At 73.4% G+C, this 19914-nt stretch carries 18 protein-coding genes and 1 other RNA gene; 5 read left to right on the top strand and 14 right to left on the bottom strand.

Annotation, left to right across the window (positions count from 1 at the left end; translation table 11 throughout):
• Positions 1 to 193: 193 nt before the first annotated feature.
• On the bottom strand, positions 194 to 574 hold the full coding sequence (locus tag LG324_RS08430; RefSeq protein ID WP_404352930.1) for a VanZ family protein: 381 nt from the start codon (positions 572 to 574) through the stop codon (positions 194 to 196).
• Positions 571 to 1998 carry an NAD-dependent malic enzyme gene (locus LG324_RS08425; RefSeq protein WP_404352929.1) on the bottom strand — a complete coding sequence of 476 codons (1428 nt, stop codon included), beginning with the start codon at positions 1996 to 1998 and terminating at the stop codon, positions 571 to 573. Before LG324_RS08425 ends, LG324_RS08430 begins: the two co-directional genes overlap by 4 nt.
• An 83-nt stretch (positions 1999 to 2081) precedes the next feature.
• On the opposite strand from LG324_RS08425, the gene LG324_RS08420 reads away from it, so the two are divergent.
• Entirely contained in the window at positions 2082 to 2702 is a 621-nt protein-coding gene (locus LG324_RS08420) for an SIMPL domain-containing protein (RefSeq protein WP_404352928.1), read from the top strand.
• The gene (locus LG324_RS08415) at positions 2699 to 3313 is read left to right on the top strand and encodes a hypothetical protein (protein WP_404352927.1); all 615 of its coding nucleotides are present in this window, start codon (positions 2699 to 2701) and stop codon (positions 3311 to 3313) included. Before LG324_RS08420 ends, LG324_RS08415 begins: the two co-directional genes overlap by 4 nt.
• Before the next feature lie 79 nt (positions 3314 to 3392).
• On the opposite strand, the gene ssrA is transcribed toward LG324_RS08415, so the two are convergent.
• Positions 3393 to 3760: a transfer-messenger RNA gene (ssrA, locus tag LG324_RS08410) on the bottom strand.
• Between the two features lie 143 nt (positions 3761 to 3903).
• Entirely contained in the window at positions 3904 to 4524 is a 621-nt protein-coding gene (locus LG324_RS08405; RefSeq protein WP_404352926.1) for a hypothetical protein, read from the bottom strand.
• A gap of 161 nt (positions 4525 to 4685) precedes the next feature.
• On the opposite strand from LG324_RS08405, the gene LG324_RS08400 reads away from it, so the two are divergent.
• Complete coding sequence (locus LG324_RS08400) at positions 4686 to 8069, top strand: pyruvate carboxylase (protein ID WP_404353133.1); 3384 nt, start codon at positions 4686 to 4688, stop codon at positions 8067 to 8069.
• On the opposite strand, the gene LG324_RS08395 is transcribed toward LG324_RS08400, so the two are convergent.
• Entirely contained in the window at positions 8058 to 8846 is a 789-nt protein-coding gene (locus LG324_RS08395) for a DinB family protein (RefSeq protein WP_404352925.1), read from the bottom strand. The genes LG324_RS08400 and LG324_RS08395 overlap by 12 nt on opposite strands.
• 211 nt (positions 8847 to 9057) lie before the next feature.
• On the opposite strand from LG324_RS08395, the gene LG324_RS08390 reads away from it, so the two are divergent.
• Positions 9058 to 9231 (top strand): CsbD family protein, encoded by a 174-nt coding sequence (locus LG324_RS08390; RefSeq protein ID WP_084696651.1) that lies wholly within the window; start codon positions 9058 to 9060, stop codon positions 9229 to 9231.
• A gap of 96 nt (positions 9232 to 9327) precedes the next feature.
• Here the strand turns inward: LG324_RS08390 and LG324_RS08385 are convergent, their stop codons facing one another.
• The 9 genes from LG324_RS08385 to LG324_RS08345 form a co-directional block, all read right to left on the bottom strand.
• Positions 9328 to 11298: a DUF2207 domain-containing protein gene (locus tag LG324_RS08385; RefSeq protein WP_404352924.1), complete on the bottom strand. Its 1971-nt coding sequence runs from the start codon at positions 11296 to 11298 to the stop codon at positions 9328 to 9330.
• 2 nt (positions 11299 to 11300) lie between these two features.
• Positions 11301 to 11792: an SsrA-binding protein SmpB gene (smpB, locus tag LG324_RS08380; RefSeq protein ID WP_207022730.1), complete on the bottom strand. Its 492-nt coding sequence runs from the start codon at positions 11790 to 11792 to the stop codon at positions 11301 to 11303.
• A 69-nt stretch (positions 11793 to 11861) separates the two neighbouring features.
• Entirely contained in the window at positions 11862 to 13250 is a 1389-nt protein-coding gene (locus LG324_RS08375) for a M23 family metallopeptidase (protein WP_404352923.1), read from the bottom strand.
• Positions 13251 to 13388: 138 nt separating this feature from the next.
• Positions 13389 to 14294, bottom strand: a complete 906-nt coding sequence (ftsX, locus tag LG324_RS08370; protein WP_030527549.1) for a permease-like cell division protein FtsX — start codon at positions 14292 to 14294, stop codon at positions 13389 to 13391.
• Between the two features lies 1 nt (position 14295).
• Positions 14296 to 15018: a cell division ATP-binding protein FtsE gene (gene ftsE / locus LG324_RS08365; protein WP_030527550.1), complete on the bottom strand. Its 723-nt coding sequence runs from the start codon at positions 15016 to 15018 to the stop codon at positions 14296 to 14298.
• Positions 15019 to 15108: 90 nt separating this feature from the next.
• Positions 15109 to 15618, bottom strand: coding sequence for a TY-Chap domain-containing protein (locus LG324_RS08360; protein ID WP_404352922.1), 510 nt, complete (start codon positions 15616 to 15618; stop codon positions 15109 to 15111).
• Between the two features lie 28 nt (positions 15619 to 15646).
• Positions 15647 to 16765: a peptide chain release factor 2 gene (gene prfB, locus LG324_RS08355; RefSeq protein WP_215512738.1), complete on the bottom strand. Its 1119-nt coding sequence runs from the start codon at positions 16763 to 16765 to the stop codon at positions 15647 to 15649.
• A 119-nt stretch (positions 16766 to 16884) separates the two neighbouring features.
• Positions 16885 to 18297 carry a GntP family permease gene (locus LG324_RS08350; protein ID WP_084696652.1) on the bottom strand — a complete coding sequence of 471 codons (1413 nt, stop codon included), beginning with the start codon at positions 18295 to 18297 and terminating at the stop codon, positions 16885 to 16887.
• Positions 18294 to 18821, bottom strand: a complete 528-nt coding sequence (locus tag LG324_RS08345; protein WP_404352921.1) for a gluconokinase — start codon at positions 18819 to 18821, stop codon at positions 18294 to 18296. The genes LG324_RS08350 and LG324_RS08345 overlap by 4 nt, the downstream gene beginning before the upstream one ends.
• Positions 18822 to 18976: 155 nt before the next feature.
• Between LG324_RS08345 and LG324_RS08340 the strand changes: the two genes are divergently transcribed.
• Positions 18977 to 19711 (top strand): FadR/GntR family transcriptional regulator, encoded by a 735-nt coding sequence (locus LG324_RS08340; RefSeq protein WP_404352920.1) that lies wholly within the window; start codon positions 18977 to 18979, stop codon positions 19709 to 19711.
• Positions 19712 to 19914 lie beyond the last annotated feature (203 nt).

Here is a 19914-nt window from a genome sequence, read left to right as displayed (position 1 = left end):
TCGGTTGACAGACACGTCGTCAACCGGTGGCGAACCAGCACGGACAACGAGCCTCGGGGCCGTCTGTGGCCCTGGGTGGCCGGTTCGACCTCGCGGTGTCACCGGCGGACCGGGTGGGAGTGGTGTGGAGCGCCCGCACTCTGCGGGCATCGGCGCGGCCAGGCGCCGGGCCACCTCGGTCAAGGGGTCCAGTCTACCAGCGCGCGGGGGTGCTCCCGGCCACGCGCCGACGGGCGAGGGTCACGCCGAGGAGCACCCCGAGCGCGACACCGGTGAGGTCGGCGACCGCGTCGAGGGGGTCACCGCTGCGCGCCGGCAGGAGCGTGGCCTGCACGACCTCGCTGAGGACGGCGTGGGCCGCGAAGACCCCGGCGGCCCAGCGCACCCGGACGCCCGCCAGCACGGCGAGGGCCACCGGGACGAGGAAGACCGCGAGGTGGACCACCTTGTCGGCGTTCGGGAACGGGTCGACGCCCGGCGCCCGCGGGACGTAGAGGACGACGAGCTGGACGAGCGTCGCGGCCAGCGCGAGCGCCCCGGCCACGCGACCGGTGCGCGAGGACGCCGCCGTCACGCGTCGGGGTCGTCGTGGACGCCCTCGACACCCTCGACGGCACGGCGCACGGCGTCCGCGACGGTGCCCGTGACGTCCGGGTGGAAGACGCTCGGGATGATGTACGTCGCGTTGAGCTCCTCCTCGGTCACGACGCCCGCGAGGGCGTCGGCCGCGGCGAGGAGCACCTCCATCGTCACGTGGCTGCTCGCCGCGTCGATGAGGCCGCGGAAGACACCGGGGAAGACGAGGACGTTGTTGATCTGGTTCGCGAAGTCCGAGCGACCGGTCGCGACGACGGCGGCGTGCCGGGCGGCGATCTCGGGGTCGATCTCGGGCACCGGGTTGGCCATCGCGAAGACGACCGAGCCGGGAGCCATCGAGGCGACCGCCTCCTCCGAGAGGATGTTCGGGGCCGAGACGCCGAGGAAGACGTCGGCGCCGCGGACCGCGTCGGCGAGCGAGCCGCTGATGTCGTCGGGGTTGGTGTGCTCGGCGATCCACGCGTGGTTCGGGTGGTCGCCCGAGAGGACGTCTGCGCGGTCGCGGTGGACGACGCCGTCGACGTCGGCGACGACGACGTGGCGCGCCCCGGCGTGGAGCATGAGCTTGAGGATCGCGGTGCCGGCCGCGCCTGCGCCGCTCATCACGAGGCGCACGTCCTCGAGCCGCTTGCCGACGACGCGCAGGGCGTTGCGCAGCGCGGCGAGCGCGACGATCGCCGTGCCGTGCTGGTCGTCGTGGAAGACCGGGATGTCGAGCTCCTCGCGCAGGCGCGCCTCGACCTCGAAGCAGCGCGGCGCCGAGATGTCCTCGAGGTTGATGCCGGCGAACCCGGGGGCGATGGCCTTGACCGTGCGGATGATCTCGTCGACGTCGGTGGTGTCGAGGCAGATCGGGAAGGCGTCGATGTCGGCGAAGCGCTTGAACAGGGCCGCCTTGCCCTCCATGACCGGCAGCGCCGCCAGCGGGCCGATGTCACCGAGCCCGAGCACCGCCGTGCCGTCGGTGACGACCGCCACGGTGTTGCGCTTGATCGTCAGGCGGCGGGCGTCGGCCGGGTTGTCGGCGATCGCCATGCAGACGCGGGCGACACCCGGCGTGTAGATGAGCGACAGGTCGTCACGGGTGCGGATCGGCACCTTGGACTCGACGGTCAGCTTGCCGCCGAGGTGCATGAGGAAGGTGCGGTCCGAGACCTTGCCGATCTCGACGCCCTCGACCGTGCGCATGACCGCGACGATCTCGTCGGCGTGGTCGACGTCGCGCGTGAGCATCGTCAGGTCGACCCGCATCCGCGCGTGCCCCGAGCCGGTGACGTCGAGGCCGGTGACGACCCCGCCCGCCTTCTCGATGAGGCTCGTCATCTCGCTGACCGCGGTGGGCCGGGCGGGCAGGACGAGGCGGACGGTGACGCTGTTGGCGATGGAGGGCGCGGCGGGCATGCGGTCGATCTAACCGCGTACCAGCAGGTATCCCGAATCGGGGTCCGTGGTGCGGTCGCCCCCGCGCCGCTACCGTGACCCGCATGTCGGACCACGTGGACGTGACCGGCACCGGCAGCGCCGGTGCACCGCCCGACGTCGTCGTCCTCGACGTGCGGGTGCACGTCGACGGCCCCGACGTGCCCTCCACGCTCTCCGGCCTCGCCGACCGGCTCGCCGCAGCGGTCGCCGCCGCCGACGACCACGGGGTCCGCGACGCCGACCGGCGCACGACCGGGATGGGCGTCTCGCCGCGCTGGGACCGGGAAGGGCAGGGGGTCGTCGGGTACACGGCGCACCAGTCGCTGCGCCTGCGCGTGCGAGACCGGGACCGGGCCGGGGCCGTCATCTCGGCGCTCGCCGGGGCGGCCGGTGACGCCCTGGCCGTCGACGGGGTCTCGCTCGAGGTCGCCGACCCCGCTCCCCTGCTCGTGCGCGCGCGGGACGCCGCGTTCGCCGACGCGCAGGAGCGGGCCGACCAGTGGGCGCGCCTCGCCGGCCGGCCGCTCGGGCCGGTGCTGCGCGTCCGCGAGGCGCCGATGGGCGGCCCGGTGCCGATGCCCAAGGCGCGCTTCGCCGCGGCCGATGCGGGCGTCCCTCTCGAGGGTGGCGAGTCGGTCGTCGGGGTCGAGGTGCAGGTCCGCTTCGCGCTGGGCGAGCCGTGACCTGGGTCGACGCGCTCGGCTGGTTCGGGTCGGCGCTGCTCGTCTTCTCGCTGCTGCAGGCCCGCATCCTGCGGCTGCGTGTGCTCAACACGGTCGCCTGCGTCATCCTCGTCGTCTTCAACGCGGTGCTCGGGGTCTGGCCGATGGTCGCGATGAACGTCGTCCTCGCCGGCATCAACCTGTGGTTCATCGTCCGGATGCTCCGGGAGCGGGGTGACGAGCGGGCCTTCGCCGTCGTCCCGGTGCGCGGGGCCGACGGCTACCTGCTGCACGTCCTGCACCTGTGGGCCGGCGACATCGCCCGCTTCTTCCCCGGGTTCACCGCCGGGACGGACCCCTCGCGCTCGACGTGGCTCGTGCAGCACGGCGACGAGACGGCCGGTGTCATCGTCGTCCGCGACGTCGGCGACCGCACGGCCGAGGTCGAGCTGGACTACGTCACCCCGCGGTTCCGCGACTTCGCGCCGGGCGAGTTCGTCTTCCGCCGGTCCGGCCTCTTCCGCGAGCTCGGGGTCCGTCGGGTGCTCACCGCGCCCGGGATGGTCGCGCCGTACTACGACCGGCTCGGCTTCACCCGCGAGGGCGAGCGCTACCGCCTCGACCTCGCTTGAGCCGCCCCGCACGTGGACGACCCGGGCCCTCGGGAAGGAGGGCCCGGGTCGTCTGCGGGGCAGGCGTGGGAATGCGCCGTGGTGGAGGTGGCGGGAATCGAACCCGCGTCCACTGACGGGAGACCAGGGCTTCTCCGGGTGCAGTGCGCTGTGGATTTTCTCGGCCCCGGGGCTCGCACGCACACGTTCCCCGACAGGCCCAGCCGAGTGAGAGTCCCGCGTCGCCCCTCGGCGTGACGACGCAGCAAGATCTCTAGATGACGCTGGTTACTGAGCCGAGATCATGCTCAGGCCAACGGACTTCGGGCTCGCTCAGGCGGCGAGGGCGAAGTCGGTGCGCTTGGAATCGGCACCTATTGGTTTGCACGGAGCGTTTGACGAGATGACCGTGCCTCCTCGACCCGCTTCCCACTGGACATCCGACCAATGTCGAAACCGATCACCCCCCTGAGGGGAGCACTCCCACGCTGTTGAGTTGTCACGGCGGCACAGGGCCACCGCACTGCCAGTATGCCGTGCAACACCGACACGCCCCAACCCGATTCCCCGCGAGCCGTGGGGCGGCCACGAGCGTCGGTCCCCGGGACGGGTCAGGTGGCGGGGACGGCCGGGTCGGCGCCCGGCGCGGCGGTCGGGCTCGGCACCGGGCCGGTGCCCTCACCGGTGTCCTGGGTCCCGTCACTGCTCGGGATCCCGTCACTGCCCTGGGTCGGGTCGCTCGGCGTCGTGGAGGGCTCGGTGGCCGTCGGCTGCGGCGAGGACTCGCCGGTCGAGGGCGTCGGGCTCGGCGTGGGGGTCGGGGTGTCCGTGGGGGTCGGGCTGCTCGAGGGCACGGGCGTGCGCGAGGCGCCCGGCCGCAGCCAGAGGTCCTGCGGGCTGACGAACGGCGGGCCGGGCAGCGCGGTGGCGGTCGGGGACGGCGAGGCCGTCGGGTCCGCGAGGGTCGGCGAGGGCAGCGACGGCACCGTCCCCGGCCCCGAGCGGGGCCCTGGGCCGGTGGTGGTCGGCGTCGGCGTGGGCGACGGGGTCGTCGGGGTGGGCGTCGGGCTGACCGAGGGCGTGGGCTCGGGCCTCCCGTCGAGCGCGGACAGGCCGCCGGGCTGCAGCGCGACCATCCCGACGACGGCCGCGACACCCGCGCAGGCGGCAGCGACCACCTGCAGCACGCCGACGCGTGCGGAGGTGGGTGCACCCCTGCGGTACCCCTGCACGACAGACAGGCTAAGCGCAACCGGAACGCATTCGGGACATCCGAACGGTCGATGCGGTGTCGCGTCCGGGTGTGCCGCCCGCTCCCGTGGACGTCGGGACACCGGTGTGTCGCGCGTCACTAGGGTGGGCCGTGCCGCTCCCCGACGCCCGGAGGTCCGCCGTGTTCCAGAAGATCCTCGTCGCCAACCGCGGGGAGATCGCCGTCCGCGCGTTCCGCGCCGCCACCGAGCTCGGGGCCAAGACGGTCGCGGTCTTCCCGCACGAGGACCGCACCTCCGAGCACCGGCTCAAGGCGGACGAGTCCTACGAGATCGGCGAGGTCGGCCACCCCGTCCGCGCCTACCTCGACCACGCGAACATCGTCCGGGTCGCGGTCGACTGCGGCGCCGACGCGGTCTACCCCGGCTACGGCTTCCTGTCGGAGAACCCGGACCTCGCCGAGGCGTGCGAGGCCGCCGGCATCACCTTCATCGGCCCGCCGGCCTCCGCGCTGCACCTCGCGGGCAACAAGGCCCGGGCGATCGCCGCGGCCCGGGAGGCCGGCCTGCCGACGCTGCGCGGCGCCGAGCCGACGACCGACCTCGACGCGCTGGCCGCCGCGGCCGAGGAGATCGGCTTCCCTGTCTTCGTCAAGGCCGTCTCCGGCGGTGGCGGGCGCGGGATGCGCCGGGTCGACGAGCGGGCGCAGCTGCGGGACTCGCTCGAGGCCGCCCAGCGCGAGGCCGACGCGGCCTTCGGCGACCCGACGCTCTACCTCGAGGAGGCCGTGGTCCGGCCGCGGCACATCGAGGTCCAGGTGCTCGCCGACGCCACCGGCACCGTCCTGCACCTCTTCGAACGCGACTGCTCCGTGCAGCGCCGCCACCAGAAGGTCGTCGAGATCGCGCCCGCTCCGAACCTCGACCCCGAGGTCCGCGCGAGCATGTGCGCGGACGCCGTGCGCTTCGCCGAGACCATCGGCTACCGCAACGCCGGCACGGTCGAGTTCCTCCTCGGCGAGGACGGCCGCTACGTCTTCATCGAGATGAACCCGCGCATCCAGGTCGAGCACACCGTGACCGAGGAGGTCACCGACATCGACCTCGTCGTCTCGCAGATGCGGATCGCCGCCGGCGAGACCCTCGAGGACCTCGGGCTGCGCCAGGAGGACATCCGCACGCGCGGCGCCGCGCTCCAGTGCCGCATCACGACCGAGGACCCGGCCAACGGCTTCCGCCCGGACGCCGGCCAGATCACCGTCTACCGCTCGGCCGGCGGCGGTGGCGTGCGCCTCGACGGCGGCACCGTGTTCGTCGGCGCGCAGGTCAGCCCCCACTTCGACTCCATGCTCGTCAAGCTGACCTGCCGCGGCAGCGACTTCGGCGTGGCCGTCCGGCGGGCGCGACGGGCGTTGGCGGAGTTCCGGATCCGCGGCGTCTCGACGAACATCCCCTTCCTCGAGGCCGTCCTCGCCGACCCCGTCTTCCAGCGGGGCGAGGCGACGACCGGCTTCATCGACGAGCGCCCCCAGCTCCTCGAGGCGCGGATGGGCGGCGACCGCGGCACGAAGCTGCTGCAGTACCTCGCCGACGTCAGCGTCAACCAGCCGCACGGGCCGGCGACCACCCACCTCAAGCCGCGGACCAAGCTGCCGGCGCTCGACACCGACGCGCCGCTGCCGCCCGGCACCCGCGACCTCCTGCTGCGTGTCGGCCCGGCCGAGTTCGCCCGGCAGCTGCGCCAGCGCACCGACGTGCCGGTCACGGACACCACCTTCCGCGACGCCCACCAGTCGCTGCTGGCCACCCGGATGCGCACGCGCGACCTGCTCCACGTCGCCGGCCACGTCGCCCGCACCACCCCGCAGCTGCTCTCGATGGAGTCCTGGGGCGGGGCCACCTACGACGTCGCGCTGCGCTTCCTCCACGAGGACCCGTGGGAGCGCTTGGCCCTGCTGCGCGAGGCGATGCCGAACATCCCGCTCCAGATGCTGCTGCGCGGGCGCAACACGGTCGGCTACACGCCGTACCCGACGAAGGTCACCGACGCGTTCGTCCACGAGGCGGCCCGCACCGGCCTCGACGTCTTCCGGATCTTCGACTCGCTCAACGACGTCTCGCAGATGCGGCCCGCGGTCGAGGCGGTGCTCGACACGGGGACCGCGGTCGCCGAGGTCGCCCTGTGCTACACCGGCAACCTCATGGACCCGGGCGAGCGGCTCTACACGCTCGACTACTACCTGCGCCTCGCCGAGGAGATCGTCGGCACCGGCGCGCACGTCCTCGCCATCAAGGACATGGCCGGGCTGCTGCGGGCGCCGGCGGCCCGGCGCCTCGTGACGGCCCTGCGCGAGAACTTCGACCTGCCGGTCCACCTGCACACGCACGACACCGCCGGCGGGCAGGTCGGCACGCTGCTCGCGGCCATCGACGCCGGGGTCGACGCCGTCGACGCGGCGACGGCGACGATGTCCGGGACGACGAGCCAGCCGAGCCTCTCGGCCCTCGTCGCGGCCACGGACGGCACCGAGCGCGAGACCGGCCTCGACATCGACGCCGTCTTCGCGCTCGAGCCCTACTGGGAGGCCGTGCGCCGCCTCTACGCGCCGTTCGAGTCCGGGCTCGCCTCCCCCACCGGCCGCGTCTACTTCCACGAGATCCCCGGCGGCCAGCTGTCGAACCTGCGCCAGCAGGCCATCGCGCTCGGCCTCGGCGACCGCTTCGAGGACGTCGAGGACATGTACGCCGCCGCCGACCGCATCCTCGGGCACCTCGTCAAGGTGACGCCCAGCAGCAAGGTCGTCGGTGACCTCGCGCTCGCCCTCGTCGGTGCCGGCGCGGACCCGGCGGACTTCGAGGAGAACCCGACCCGCTACGACGTCCCGGACTCGGTCATCGGCTTCCTCGGTGGCGAGCTCGGCGACCCGCCCGGTGGCTGGCCCGAGCCGTTCCGGACCAAGGCGCTTCAGGGCCGCACCCCGAAGCCGCGCGTCACCGAGCTGACGCCCGAACAGGAGGAGGCGCTCGTCACCGACACCCGGCGCACCCTCAACCAGCTGCTCTTCCCGGGGCCGACGCGCGAGTTCGAGGAGACCCGCGAGCTGTACGGCGACCTGTCGGTCCTCGGCACGATCGAGTTCCTCCACGGCCTCGAGCACGGTCAGGAGTACGAGGCCGAGATCGAGGCGGGCAAGCGGCTGCTCCTCGGCATCAGCTCGATCGGCGACCCGGACCGGCAGGGGATGCGCACGGTCATGTGCACCCTCAACGGGCAGTTCCGTCCGGTCCAGGTGCGCGACCGCTCGGTCGAGGTGGCGACCAAGGCCGCCGAGAAGGCCGACCCCGGGACGCCCGGCCACGTCGCGGCCCCGTTCGCCGGCGTCGTCACCCCGGTCGTCGCCGAGGGCGACACCGTCGAGGCCGGCGGCGTCGTCGCGACGATCGAGGCGATGAAGATGGAGGCGAGCATCACCTCGCCGACGGGTGGCACCGTCGAGCGGCTGGCCATCTCCGGGCACCAGCAGGTCGAGGGCGGCGACCTCGTCCTCGTCGTGTCACCCGGCTGAGCTGCGCTCCCCCGCACGGGCGGCCAGGACGTCGAGGTCTCGCAGGGCGTAGCGCAGGTGCTCCCACTCCTCCTCGAGGACGGTGTGGAGGCAGGACCGCACGGTCTCCGGGTACTGCGGCGCCCACGGGTTGGCGCGGGTCGCGTCGAGCTCGTCGGCGGTCGTCGCGGCGAGCAGCTCGCGCACGAGGGCCGTCCGCTCGGCCCGGACGGCGAGCACCTCGGACCACGGCGGCGTGCCCGGCGCGAAGACCGACGGGTCGTGGCCGTCGGCGGCGTACTCGGCGTTCGGCATCCCCAGCGGGTGCCACGGGCGCTCGACCCCGAGCACCGCCCCCCGCACCCACGTGTCGGTGGCCATGACGAGGTGCCGCACCGTCTCGGCGAAGGACCACTCCCCGTCGACGGAGGCGTCGAGCGACCCCTGCGGCATCGACTCGGCCCGGGCCACCGCACCGGCCCAGGCCTGCTCGACCGCGGCAAAGGCGGCACGCAGGCCGTCGGGGTCCTCGGCCCGGCGCAGGGCCCGCCCGGGCATCCGCCGGTCGAGCTCGGCGTCGACGAAGCCGGTGACGTCGACGCCGTTGACGAGCAGGGTGCTCTCGCCGTCGAGCAGCCAGGGCGCGTCGATCTCCGCGCCGGCGACGTCGACCGCCCGCAGGACGGCGCCCGAGAGGTCGCAGCGCACGAAGCGCGCCTCTCGAAGGTCCCGGTCGGCGAAGCGCGCCGACGGCTCGGGCTGCTCGGTGGAGGTGTCGGGCGACTCGCTGGGGACCACCGCGGGAGCATCCCACGACCGCACGGCCGCCGTCGCCCCGGGGGCGCGGTGGTGGATGCCGTTGAGGGGCCGCGACCTGCGGCGTCGAATGTTCGTCGAAAGTTTGTCGCGTCGAAAGGCCCACGGGCGCTCGCGCGTGCATAGCGTGGGACCCATCAGCGCGGTGCGTTCCTGGCGGGGCGTGCTGCACCCGTAGCGAAGGGAGCACCTCATGGGTCTCGGAGACAAGATCGAGAACATCAAGGACGACGTCGTCGGCAAGGCCAAGGAGGCCACCGGCAAGGCGACCGACAACGAGCGCCTCGAGGCCGAGGGCCGCGGGGACCAGACGAAGTCGGACGTCAAGCAGGCCGGCGAGAACGTCAAGGACGCCTTCAAGCACTGACACCGGACCACCGACCCCCGGGTCGGGGAACCACGACGGGCCGCTCCCTCACGGGGGCGGCCCGTCCGTCGTGCGGGGCCGACCCGGCCGGCCGTGCTACCAGCTGCCGCCGGACGATCCCCCGCCACCGCCGCCGCTGAAGCCGCCTCCCCCGCTGAAGCCCGAGGAGCCGGACGAGCCCGGGGTGGAGACGAGGGTCCCCGCGGCGACGGTCGAGAACGAGTCCATGCTCGACGCGACGTCGCGGAAGCCGCCGTCGCCCCACGAGCCGACGTACCAGAGCGGGCTGACGACCGTGTGCCCCGCGGCGGCCGCCGCGGCGGCGACCTCCTCGAACACCGCGGCCCACCGGTCGGCGAGCCCGAAGACGATGGCGTAGGGCAGGAACCGGCTGAAGAGGTCCTGCGCCTCCTCCCAGCGGATCTGGTTCGCCTCGGCCGTCGCGAGGTAGCGCTCGAACCCCTTCGAGCCGGCGAGCACGGCCGATCCCTCCGCGGTCCGGGCCGCCATCCGCCGCCCGAGCGCGCGCGTCACGAGACCGCCGACGACGAGACCGCCCGCGAGCACCCAGACGGGGCTCACCGGCAGGCCGGAGTCGGCGAACAGGCCCGAGGCCGGGCCGGCGAGGAAGAAGCCCCCGAGCACACCGACACCGACGAGCACGCTGCCCAGGGCCATCCAGCCCGAGCGCTGCGCCTGCGGGCTGCGACGGAACCAGCCGCGCTCGACGACCTCCTCGTACATGAGCCGCTGGACGGCGTCGACGGTGGGCTTGAAGCGGTTCTTCAGCGACGAGAGCGCGACCTGGTCGCCGGCCGCGAAGAGCGACTCGTGGAGGAGCTGCTCGTACGGCGCGAGCGGTGGGCCCCCGGCGGGCGGCGTCGTGCGGGTGAGGACCCAGTCGTCGGAGCGGAAGGCGCCCCGCTCCTCACGGCCGATGCGCAGGTGGCCGCGCACGGCGAGGTCGATGATCGTCGCGGTGACGTCGACCAGGCCGGCCTCCTCGTCGAGCACGGTCCCGACGAGGCCGGGCTGCACGCCCTCCGGCGGGGTGAACTGCACGGCGACCGTCGGGGCGGGACCGCCGACGACGACGGGCGCGGACTCGCCGGCGCCCGGCGAGAGGCCCGGCGTCAGGCCCGCGTAGCGCTCGTCCCGCCCGCGGCGCCATACGAGCAGCCCCATGAGGGTGCCGGCGGCCAGCGGGACGAGCAGCCCGCCCCCGGTGGCGAGGAGCCCGAGGGTGCGGGCGGTGGCCGGGGTCACCGTGCTGCCCCCGCTGCTGCCGACGTCGCCCTCGCGCAGGTCGGGTGTGAGGTCCCCGAACGCCTCGCGCGGGAACGAGGCGACCACGGAGGCCCCCTCCTCGGCGGCGAGGTCGGGCATGGTGTACTCGGCGCTCGCGCCGGGCGTCGCGGGGCACGGGTCGGTCGAGCCGTAGGGGCCGTGGAAGCACGCCGCGCGGGTGACGTCGGCGGGACCGGTGACCGTCGCGCGGACGTCGTGCTGCGGGAAGGAGCTCGCGGTGCTCACGACGTCGTAGTAGACCTCGGCGGTGCCGTCGCCGATGTCGTTGACGAGGTGGGCGAGGCGGTAGCGCACGACGTAGCGCGCGGTGCCGCTGACCGTCTCCGAGGGGCTGCCGATCCGGATCCGGCGGTCGGCCCCGTCGTCCTCGACCGTGATGTCGGTCGGCGCCCCGGTGGGCGAGGTGACCTCGATGCCGGACAGCTCGTAGTAGCGGTACTGCGTCTCGCTGTCGCGGTAGCCCGCCCGGACCCGGACGAGCCGGTAGATGCCGTGCCGGTCCTCCCCCTCCGGGAAGCGCCAGGTGATGTCCTCGGTGACGACGACGCTGCCGTCCTCCTGCGCCTCGATGCTCGTGTGCAGCGAGTCGGCCTGCTCCTGCGCCGGCAGGGCGGCCGGTGCGGCGCCGCCCCAGGCGCCGACGCGCTCGGGTGCTCGCGCCCCGGGAGCAGCGGCCGCCGCGGGGGCGGAGGCGGTGAGCGCGGCGAGGCAGGCCAGCAGGAGGAGGAGCGCGGCCCGCACCCCGCCGCGGCGGGGCATCGTCAGTCCTCGCCGCGCCGCCGGGCGGCGATGGCCCGTTCGGCCTCGCGGTTGTCCTGCCGCTCGCGCAGCGCCTGCCGCTTGTCGTACGCCCGCTTGCCCTTGACGACCGCGATCTCGACCTTCGCGCGGCCCTCCTTGAAGTACAGGCTGAGCGGGACGACGGAGTAGCCCGACTCGCGCGTCGCCTGCGCGATCTTGTCGAGCTCGCGGCGGTGCAGGAGGAGCTTGCGGCGCCGGCGCGGGGTGTGGTTGGTCCACGTCCCGTTGACGTACTCGGGGATGTGGACGCCCTCGAGCCAGAGCTCCTCGTCGCGGTCGAAACCGGCCCAGCCGTCGACGAGCGAGGCCCGACCCATCCGCAGGGCCTTGACCTCGGTGCCCATGAGGACCATGCCGGCCTCGTAGGTGTCCTCGACGAGGTAGTCGTGGCGCGCCTTGCGGTTGCTCGCCACGAGCTTCGTCCCGGGGGTCCGCCCCTTGTCCTTCGCCACGGTCAGGAGGCTACCCGCCCGGGTGGCACCGGCTCACGGCGATTCCCGCCGACGGGCCGGCCGGGCGCGTCAGGAGAGGGTGTTGAGCCACTTGCGGGGGTCGACGAACGCGCCGTCCTGGAGCGTCTCGAAGTGCAGGTGGCAGCCGTTGGAGGTGCCGGTCGTGCCGCTGTAGCCGATGAGCTGGCCGCGGCCGACCGAGCCGCCACCGACGACGATGCTCGTCAGGTGGTTGTAGGTCGTCGCGAGGCCGACACCGCGCTCGAGCCCGTGGTCGATGACGATGCGGTTGCCGTAGCCGCCGCCCCAGCCGGCCGAGATGACCGTGCCGGACGCCGCCGCGTAGACGGGCGTGCCGCAGTTGACCGCGTAGTCCCGGCCGGAGTGCAGCTTCCAGTAGTGGTAGATCGGGTGGAAGCGCTGGCCGAACTCCGAGCTGATCCAGCCGCTCTTCACCGGGCGCGACAGCACGCCGCTGGAGGTGCTGGAGCCGCCCCCGCCGGTCGAGCCCCCGCCGCCGGTGGATCCCCCACCGGAGCTCGAGCCTCCGCCGGACCCGCCCTTGCCCTTGTTCTGCTCGGCGCGCTTCTTCGCCTCGGCCGCGGCGCGGGCGCGGGCCTCGGCGGCGCGGCGGGCGAGGACCGCGCTCAGGCGGTCCTGCTCGGCCTTCATCGAGGCGAGCTGCTTCTTGTCGGCGGCCAGCTGGTCGGCGAAGCTCGCCGCCTGGCCCTTCTGCGCGCTGACGAGCGACTCGAGGTCGACCTGGGCCTGCTGGGCGCTCGCCCGGGCGGACTCGGCCTTCTTCAGCGCGGCCGCGGCCGCCTGCTGCTTGCGCGCGGAGTCGGCGCGCAGCGCGCTCACGTGGTCCTCGAGCGCGGTGAGCCCCGCCTGCTCGGTGGTCAGGCGCTGCATCGTGGCGTTCTGGACGTCGAGGACGGTGTCGACCATCGCGAGCCGGTCGGCGAACTGCTGCGGCTGCGTGCTCGAGAGCGCGACGTCGAGCTGCCCGAAGCCCTGCTGCTGGTAGACCTGCGACGCGAACTGCGCGAGGCGCTTGCGCCCGGCGGCGACGGCCTTGGTCGAGGCCTCGAGGTCGTCGCGCGCCTTGGCCTCGTTGGCCTTGGCGACGTCGAGCTCCTGGGAGGCCCGGGCCTCGGCCGCGTCGGCCGCCTCGGCCGCCGAGCGCGCCTTCTCGAGGGCGCTGCGGGCCGCGGGGAGCTTGTCCTCGGTGGCGTGGAGGGCCTGGTAGGCCTTGCGCAGCGCGGCGCTGGAGTCCTCGACCTCGTTCTCGAGGGCGTCGACCTTGCGGTCGACCTGCCGCTTCTGGGTCCCCGGGTCCGGGGCGGCGGGCGCCGACGGGGCGACCGCCAGCACGAGCGCGCTCGAGCAGGTCATCGCCGCGGCGAGCCCGAGGAGCCGTCGTGAACGGGCGCCGCGTGGGCGGTCAGGTCGTCCCATGATCACCATTGGTAACACGAACCCCATCGATGTGCACAGTCAACAGGCTAGGCGGGGGCCGGGCGGACGCCGGGCGGACATCAGCAGTCTCTCAGCGCCCGACCCTCTCGCGCAGGCCGTCCGGGCAGGTCGCCGGCCTCAGACCCGCAGGTAGCGGCGCAGCGTGACGACGCTCGTCCCCACCGCGATGAGCACGACCCCGCCGAGCATCCACGGCGCGAGCAGCCACACGTCGGAGACCCCGATGAACGCCTGCGAGAGGGCGATCTGGCTGGCCCCCTCGGTGAAGACGTACTGGGTCAGCCCGATGAGCAGGCCGACGGCGAGCAGGACCCCGACCGCCGAGACGATGACCATCTCGGAGATGAACGGGGCACGGATGGTCCAGTTCGAGGCCCCGACCAGCCGCATGATCCCGATCTCGCGGCGGCGGATGAAGGCCGCCTGCCGGATGGTCGTCGCCATGAGCAGCGCCGCGCACGCGGCCATGAGGGCGGCGAGGAACACCGCGAAGACGGTGACCCAGTTGATGATCGTGAAGAACTTCGAGAGGACCTTCTCCTGGTCCTGCACGGTGGCGACGCCCGGGGCGTCCTCGAACTGCGTCGTCACGTTGCGGAACTTCGTCGGGTCGTCGAGCTGCACGCGCAGGCTCGGCGGGAGGTCACCCTCCTGGACGTTGCCGGCGATCGGGCTGTTGCGGAACTGCTCCTTGAAGCGCTGGAAGGCCTGCTGCTCGGACTCGTAGAAGACCTGCTTGACCTCGGGCAGCGCCTCGAGCTGGTCCTGCAGCGCCGTGCGCTGGGCGTCGGTGGCCGCCTTGCCCTCGCAGTTGGGCGCGAGCGCGTTGGCGTTGCAGAGGTAGATCGAGACCTGGATCCGGTCGTACCAGTAGCCCTTCATCGTGTCCGCCTGCCGCTGGGCGAGCAGCCCGAGGCCGAGGAGGAACATCGCGACCATCGTCACGAGCACGACCGAGACCGCCATCGACACGTTGCGACGCAGGCCGGAGCCCACCTCGGAGGCGAGGAAGCGCGCCTGCATCTCAGGCCTCCCCGTCCGTCGTCACCACGGGCAGCTCACCGGTCGGGTGGTAGTTGCCCTCCCGCTCGTCGCGCACGACGTGGCCGTCGGCGAGCTGGAGCACCCGCTTGCGCAGGGCGTTGACGATGTCGTGGTCGTGCGTCGCCATGACGATGGTCGTCCCCGTCCGGTTGATGCGGTCGAGCAGGCGGACGATGTCGAGGCTGATGGCCTGGTCGAGGTTGCCCGTCGGCTCGTCGCAGAGGAGGATCTGCGGCCGGTTGACGACCGCCCGGGCGATGGCGACGCGCTGCTGCTCACCGCCGGAGAGCTGGTGCGGGAAGCGCTTCTCCTTGCCGGCGAGCCCGACCATCTCGAGGGTCTCGGGCACGAGCTGGCGGATGGCGTGGCGCGGCTTGCCGATGACCTGCAGCGCGTAGGCGACGTTCTCGTGGACGGTCTTGTTCGGCAGCAGCCGGAAGTCCTGGAAGACCGCGCCCATCTCGCGGCGCAGGCGCGGCACCTGCCGGGTCGACAGCTTGCGCAGGTCGTGGCCGGCGACGAGGACGACGCCCTCGGTCGCGGCCTCCTCGCGCAGCGCGAGGCGCAGCATCGTCGACTTGCCCGAGCCGGAGGGGCCGACGACGAAGACGAACTCGCCGCGGTCGATGTCGACGTCGACGGCGTCGAGGGCCGGACGGGTCGAGCGCGGGTAGACCTTCGTGACGTTCTCGAAGCGGATCATGCGGAGCAGAGGGCCTCACGGCTGGGGAACAAGGGACCGCGGGCACACCACGGCACTGTCGAGGATAGGTCGAGCGACGCCGCGCGGCGGTCAGCTCGGGACGTTCGGCGGGTCACCGACCGCCGGGCCGACGACGGGGAGCCCGCCGTCGTGCGGCGTGACCCCGAGGACGTCGCGGAAGGTGGTCGCCACGACGGTCGCCGCGCGCCGCGCGTCGGCCTCGGGCAGGTAGGGCCCGCTCGCGACGTCGTCGGGCCAGAAGCGTAGGTAGTCCTTGCCGTCGGTGGCGGTCGGGACGTGCCAGCCGGCGGCGAGGATGCGCTCCTCCTCCTCGCGGGTCCACGGGAACGTCCCGCCGGCCCGCTGCGGTCCGGCCCAGTGGCCGCGCAGGTGGTCCTCGGCGCGCACGAGGCGCACGGAGGGGGCCACGGGGCGGCGTCCGCCGCCGAGCAGCCAGCGCAGCCGGGAGCCGCTGCGCGCCATCCGCTCGTGCCCGGGCGGGGCCGTGACGGTGAGCGAGGCACCGTCGTCGAGGCGGCGCACGGCGGCGGCGAGGTCGTCGGTCCAGGCGCCCCAGGCGGGGTCGAGCGCGTCGGTCATCGGCGGGTGGGCGTCGGCGGGCCGGGCGTCAGCCCTGCGCGTCGGCCTTCTCCTGGGCCTTGCGCCAGCGGATGCCGGCCTCGATGAAGCCGTCGATGTCGCCGTCGAAGACCCCCGAGGTGTTGCCGACCTCGTGCTCGGTGCGCAGGTCCTTGACCATCTGGTACGGGTGCAGGACGTAGGAGCGCATCTGCTCTCCCCAGCTGGCCTTGATGTCGCCGGCGAGCTCCTTGCGCTCGGCGGCCTCCTCGGCCTTCTTGATGAGCAGGAGGCGCGACTGCATGACCCGCAACGCGGCGGCACGGTTCTGGATCTGCGACTTCTCGTTCTGCATCGAGACGACGGTGCCGGTGGGGATGTGCGTCATCCGGACCGCGGAGTCGGTCGTGTTGACCGACTGGCCGCCGGGGCCGCTGGAGCGGAAGACGTCGATCTTGAGCTCGTTCTCGGGGATGTCGATGCTGTCGGTGCCCTCGATGAGGGGCACGACCTCGACGGCGGCGAAGCTCGTCTGGCGGCGGCCCTGGTTGTCGAAGGGGCTGATCCGGACGAGGCGGTGCGTGCCGCCCTCGACCGAGAGGTTGCCGTAGGCGTAGGGCACGTCGACCTCGAAGGTGGCCGACTTCAGGCCGGCCTCCTCGGCGTAGGAGGTGTCCATGACCTTGGTCGGGTAGCCGTGGCGCTCGGCCCAGCGCAGGTACATCCGCATGAGCATCTCGGCGAAGTCGGCGGCGTCGACGCCCCCGGCGCCCGCACGGATGGTGACGACGGCGGCGCGCTCGTCGTACTCGCCCGAGAGCAGGGTGCGGACCTCGAGCTCGCCGACGGCCTTGCGGACCTTGACGAGCTCGCGCTCGGCCTCGGCGAGGGTGTCGGCGTCGTCCTCCTCCTGGCCCATCTCGACGAGGGCCTCGAGGTCGTCGATGCGCGCGTCCATGCCGACGACCCGGTCGTGCTCGGCCTTGGCGCGGGAGAGGCCGGAGGTCACCTGCTGGGCGCGCTCCTGGTCGTCCCAGAGGGACGGCTCGGCGGCCTGCTGCTCGTACTCGGCGATCTGCTGCTCGAGGGCGGTGAGGTCGGTGACCTCCCGGACCGACGCCATCGTGCTGCGCAGGTCCTTGATCTCCTGGGTGAAGTCGGTGGCCACGAGGGGTCAGCCTACGCGAGCGGGGCTCGGGGCCCCGACGTGCCGGGTCGGGGGCCGGACGCACGGCACGGCCCGCACCGGTGGGGTACGGGCCGTGTCGGGCGGCGGTGGTGCGTCGGTCAGACGACGAGCCCCAGGAGGAGCACGACGACGAGACCGGTGACCGAGAGCAGCGTCTCCATCGCCGACCAGGACTTGAAGGTCTGGCCGACCGAGAGGCCGAAGTACTCCTTGACGAGCCAGAAGCCGGCGTCGTTGACGTGGCTGAAGAACACCGAGCCGGCGCCGATGGCGAGGACGAGCAGCGAGACCTGCGCCGCCGGGAGCCCGGTGGCCAGCGGGGCGAGGATGCCCGACGCGGTGACCGTGGCGACGGTGGCGGAGCCGGTCGCGAGGCGGATGAGGACCGCGACCACCCAGGCCAGGAGCAGGACCGAGATGCCGCTGCTGCGGACCCAGTCGGCGACGAGCTCGCCGATACCGGTGTCGACGAGGGTCTGCTTGAAGCCACCGCCGGCGGCGACGATGAGGATGATGCCGGCGATCGGGGGCAGCGAGCCCTCGAGGCTCGTGCTGATCTCCTTCATGCCCATGCCGGCGCCGCGGCCGAGGGTGGCCATCCCGACGAGGACGGCGATGAGGAGCGCGATGACCGGCGTGCCGATGAAGTCAAGGGCCGAGCGGACGGCGGTGCCCTCGCTGCTGAAGATGTCGGCGAGCGCCTTGCCCATCATGAGGACGACGGGGGTGAGGACGGCGAACATCGTCAGGCCGAAGGACGGCCGGCGCTCGCGGGAGCCGCGCTCGTCGTCGTCGCCGGTGCCGAACATGGCGGGCGGGGGCACGTCGACCCAGCGGCCGGCGAGCTTGGCGAACAGCGGCCCGGAGACGGCAATGGTCGGGATGGCGACGATGACGCCGAACATCAGGGTGAGGCCGAGGTTGGCCTTGAGGGCGTCGATGGCGACGAGCGGGCCGGGGTGCGGCGGCACGAGGCCGTGCATCGCGGAGAGGCCGGCGAGGGCGGGGATGCCGACGCGGACCACGGAGACCTGGGCGCGGCGGGCGACGAGGTAGATGACCGGCATGAGGAGCACGAGGCCGATCTCGAAGAACATCGGCAGGCCGATGATCGCGCCGACCGCGGCCATGGCCCACGGGAGGGTGCGCTCGGAGGAGCGGCCGATGAGGGTGTCGACGATCTCGTCGGCGCCGCCGGAGTCGGCGAGCAGCTTGCCGAACATCGCGCCGAGCGCGATGAGCGTGCCGACGCCCGCCGCGGTCGAGCCGAAGCCCTTCGTGAAGGAGTCGACGACGTCGCCCATCGCGACCCCGGCGACGGCGCCGACGGTCAGCGAGCCGAGCGTCAGGCCGAGGAAGGGGTGGAGCTTGAAGCGGGTGATGAGCACGACGATGACGGCGATGCCGAGCAGCGCGGCGGGGATGAGCCGGCTCGCGGGGATGCTCTGCGTCGCGCCGTCGGCGGCGGTGAGGGCCGGGAACAGCAGCCCGTGGAGGTCGGTGGTCGTCATCGGGGGGAACCGTCCTTCGGGGCGAGGATCTGGAGGGACTGCTCGACGAGGTCGTCGACGGGGGCGCTGACGTCGAGCGCGGTGCCGTGCTCGTCGGCCTGGAGGGGCTCGAGCGTGGCGAACTGGCTGTCGACGAGGGCCGCCGGCATGAAGTGGCCGGGGCGGCCGGCCATCCGCGCGGCGATGACGTCGCGGTCGCCGTGGAGGTGGAGGAAGAAGGTCTGCGTCGCCTGCTCGCGGAGCAGGTCGCGGTAGGACCGCCTGAGGGCCGAGCAGGAGACGACTCCCCCGGCCTCGGCGTGCGCGTCGAGCCAGGCGGCGATGGTCCGCAGCCAGGGCTCGCGGTCGTCGTCGGTGAGGGGGACGCCGGCGGACATCTTCGCGACGTTCTCCGGGGGGTGGAAGTCGTCGGCGTCCGCGAAGGGCACCCGGAGCCGCTGGGCGAGCGCAGCACCCACGGTCGTCTTGCCGGATCCGGACACCCCCATCACGACGACGAGGGGGGACGGGCTGGTGGTGGTCATGCTGCGCGACTCCTGTGTCGGCGGGCCCTCGACGCCGAGGGCGGGTCGTCGCACAGCATGCGCCCTTAAGTCTGCTTTATCAACTCCTGACCCTGAGAAAGTCTCATGAGTCACGTCGGGCGGGTGCTTACATCGGCGTCTGGCACCCTTGCCGCATGGCCACGCCCTCTTGGTCCGCGCCGGGCCGCCGCCCGCCCGCGCCGGGCCTGCACGCCGGGGTGCTCGACGCCCTCGGCGCCGAGATCGTGTCGGGGGCGGCGCCGGAGGGGTCGGTGCTGCGCATCGACCGGCTCGACGAGCGCTTCGGTGTCTCGCGCTCGGTCGTGCGCGAGGCGGTGCGGGTCCTGTCGGCGATGGGCCTGGTCGAGACCCGGCGGCGGGTCGGGGTGCTCGTGCAGCCGCGCTCGGCGTGGAACGTCTTCGACCCCACCGTCATCCGCTGGCGCCTCGACGGGCCCGGCCGCGAGGAGCAGCTGCTCTCGCTTGGCGAGCTGCGGCGCGGCGTCGAGCCGGTGGCCGCGGGCCTGGCCGCCGCGCGCGCGACCGGCGAGCAGTGCGCCCGGATGGCCGCCGCCGTCATGGAGATGCAGGTGCAGGCCAAGGCCCAGGACCTCGTCGCCTACCTCGGGGCCGACCAGCAGTTCCACCGGGCGCTGCTCGAGGCGTCCGGCAACGAGATGCTCGCGGCGCTCTCCGGGGTGGTCGACGAGGTGCTCGCCGGCCGCACCCACCACGACCTCATGCCGGCCCGTCCCAACCCCGAGGCGATCCGGCTGCACTCCGAGGTGGCGCAGGCCATCGGGGCGGGTGACGCGGTGGCCGCGTCCGCGGCGATGGCGGCGATCATCGACGAGGCCAGCGCGGCCCTGCGCGCGACCACCGACGACTGACCCTCCCCCTCCCCCAATCCCCCGCCCCCCTGCCCCCCTGCCCCCCTCCCCCCCCCGGGCCCTTCCCGACTTCTTGCGAGTTCCGCCGCTCGACACGCGGGTCGTCGGCGTGTCGAGCGGCGGAACTCGCAAGAAGTGGAGTGAGGGAGGGCCGGAAAGAACTCTTCCGGGAGATGTATCAGGGTGCGCAGGCGCGTCTCCTT

The organism is Phycicoccus jejuensis (assembly GCF_044797865.1).
Classification (GTDB): domain Bacteria; phylum Actinomycetota; class Actinomycetes; order Actinomycetales; family Dermatophilaceae; genus Phycicoccus; species Phycicoccus jejuensis.
Note: the sequence above shows the minus strand (reverse complement) of the source record. Positions and strands in the feature narration are given on the sequence as shown.

What these genes read in the sequence shown, in the direction of transcription:
- LG324_RS08340 (WP_404352920.1), top strand. Translation starts at nt 18,977, where the DNA reads ATGGCCACGCCCTCTTGGTCCGCGCCGGGCCGCCGCCCGCCCGCGCCG.
- LG324_RS08375 (WP_404352923.1), bottom strand. Translation starts at nt 13,250, where the DNA reads ATGGGACGACCTGACCGCCCACGCGGCGCCCGTTCACGACGGCTCCTC.
- LG324_RS08390 (WP_084696651.1), top strand. Translation starts at nt 9,058, where the DNA reads ATGGGTCTCGGAGACAAGATCGAGAACATCAAGGACGACGTCGTCGGC.
- LG324_RS08385 (WP_404352924.1), bottom strand. Translation starts at nt 11,298, where the DNA reads ATGCCCCGCCGCGGCGGGGTGCGGGCCGCGCTCCTCCTCCTGCTGGCC.
- ftsX (WP_030527549.1), bottom strand. Translation starts at nt 14,294, where the DNA reads ATGCAGGCGCGCTTCCTCGCCTCCGAGGTGGGCTCCGGCCTGCGTCGC.
- LG324_RS08345 (WP_404352921.1), bottom strand. Translation starts at nt 18,821, where the DNA reads ATGACCACCACCAGCCCGTCCCCCCTCGTCGTCGTGATGGGGGTGTCC.
- LG324_RS08425 (WP_404352929.1), bottom strand. Translation starts at nt 1,998, where the DNA reads ATGCCCGCCGCGCCCTCCATCGCCAACAGCGTCACCGTCCGCCTCGTC.
- LG324_RS08360 (WP_404352922.1), bottom strand. Translation starts at nt 15,618, where the DNA reads ATGACCGACGCGCTCGACCCCGCCTGGGGCGCCTGGACCGACGACCTC.
- LG324_RS08350 (WP_084696652.1), bottom strand. Translation starts at nt 18,297, where the DNA reads ATGACGACCACCGACCTCCACGGGCTGCTGTTCCCGGCCCTCACCGCC.
- LG324_RS08420 (WP_404352928.1), top strand. Translation starts at nt 2,082, where the DNA reads ATGTCGGACCACGTGGACGTGACCGGCACCGGCAGCGCCGGTGCACCG.
- ftsE (WP_030527550.1), bottom strand. Translation starts at nt 15,018, where the DNA reads ATGATCCGCTTCGAGAACGTCACGAAGGTCTACCCGCGCTCGACCCGT.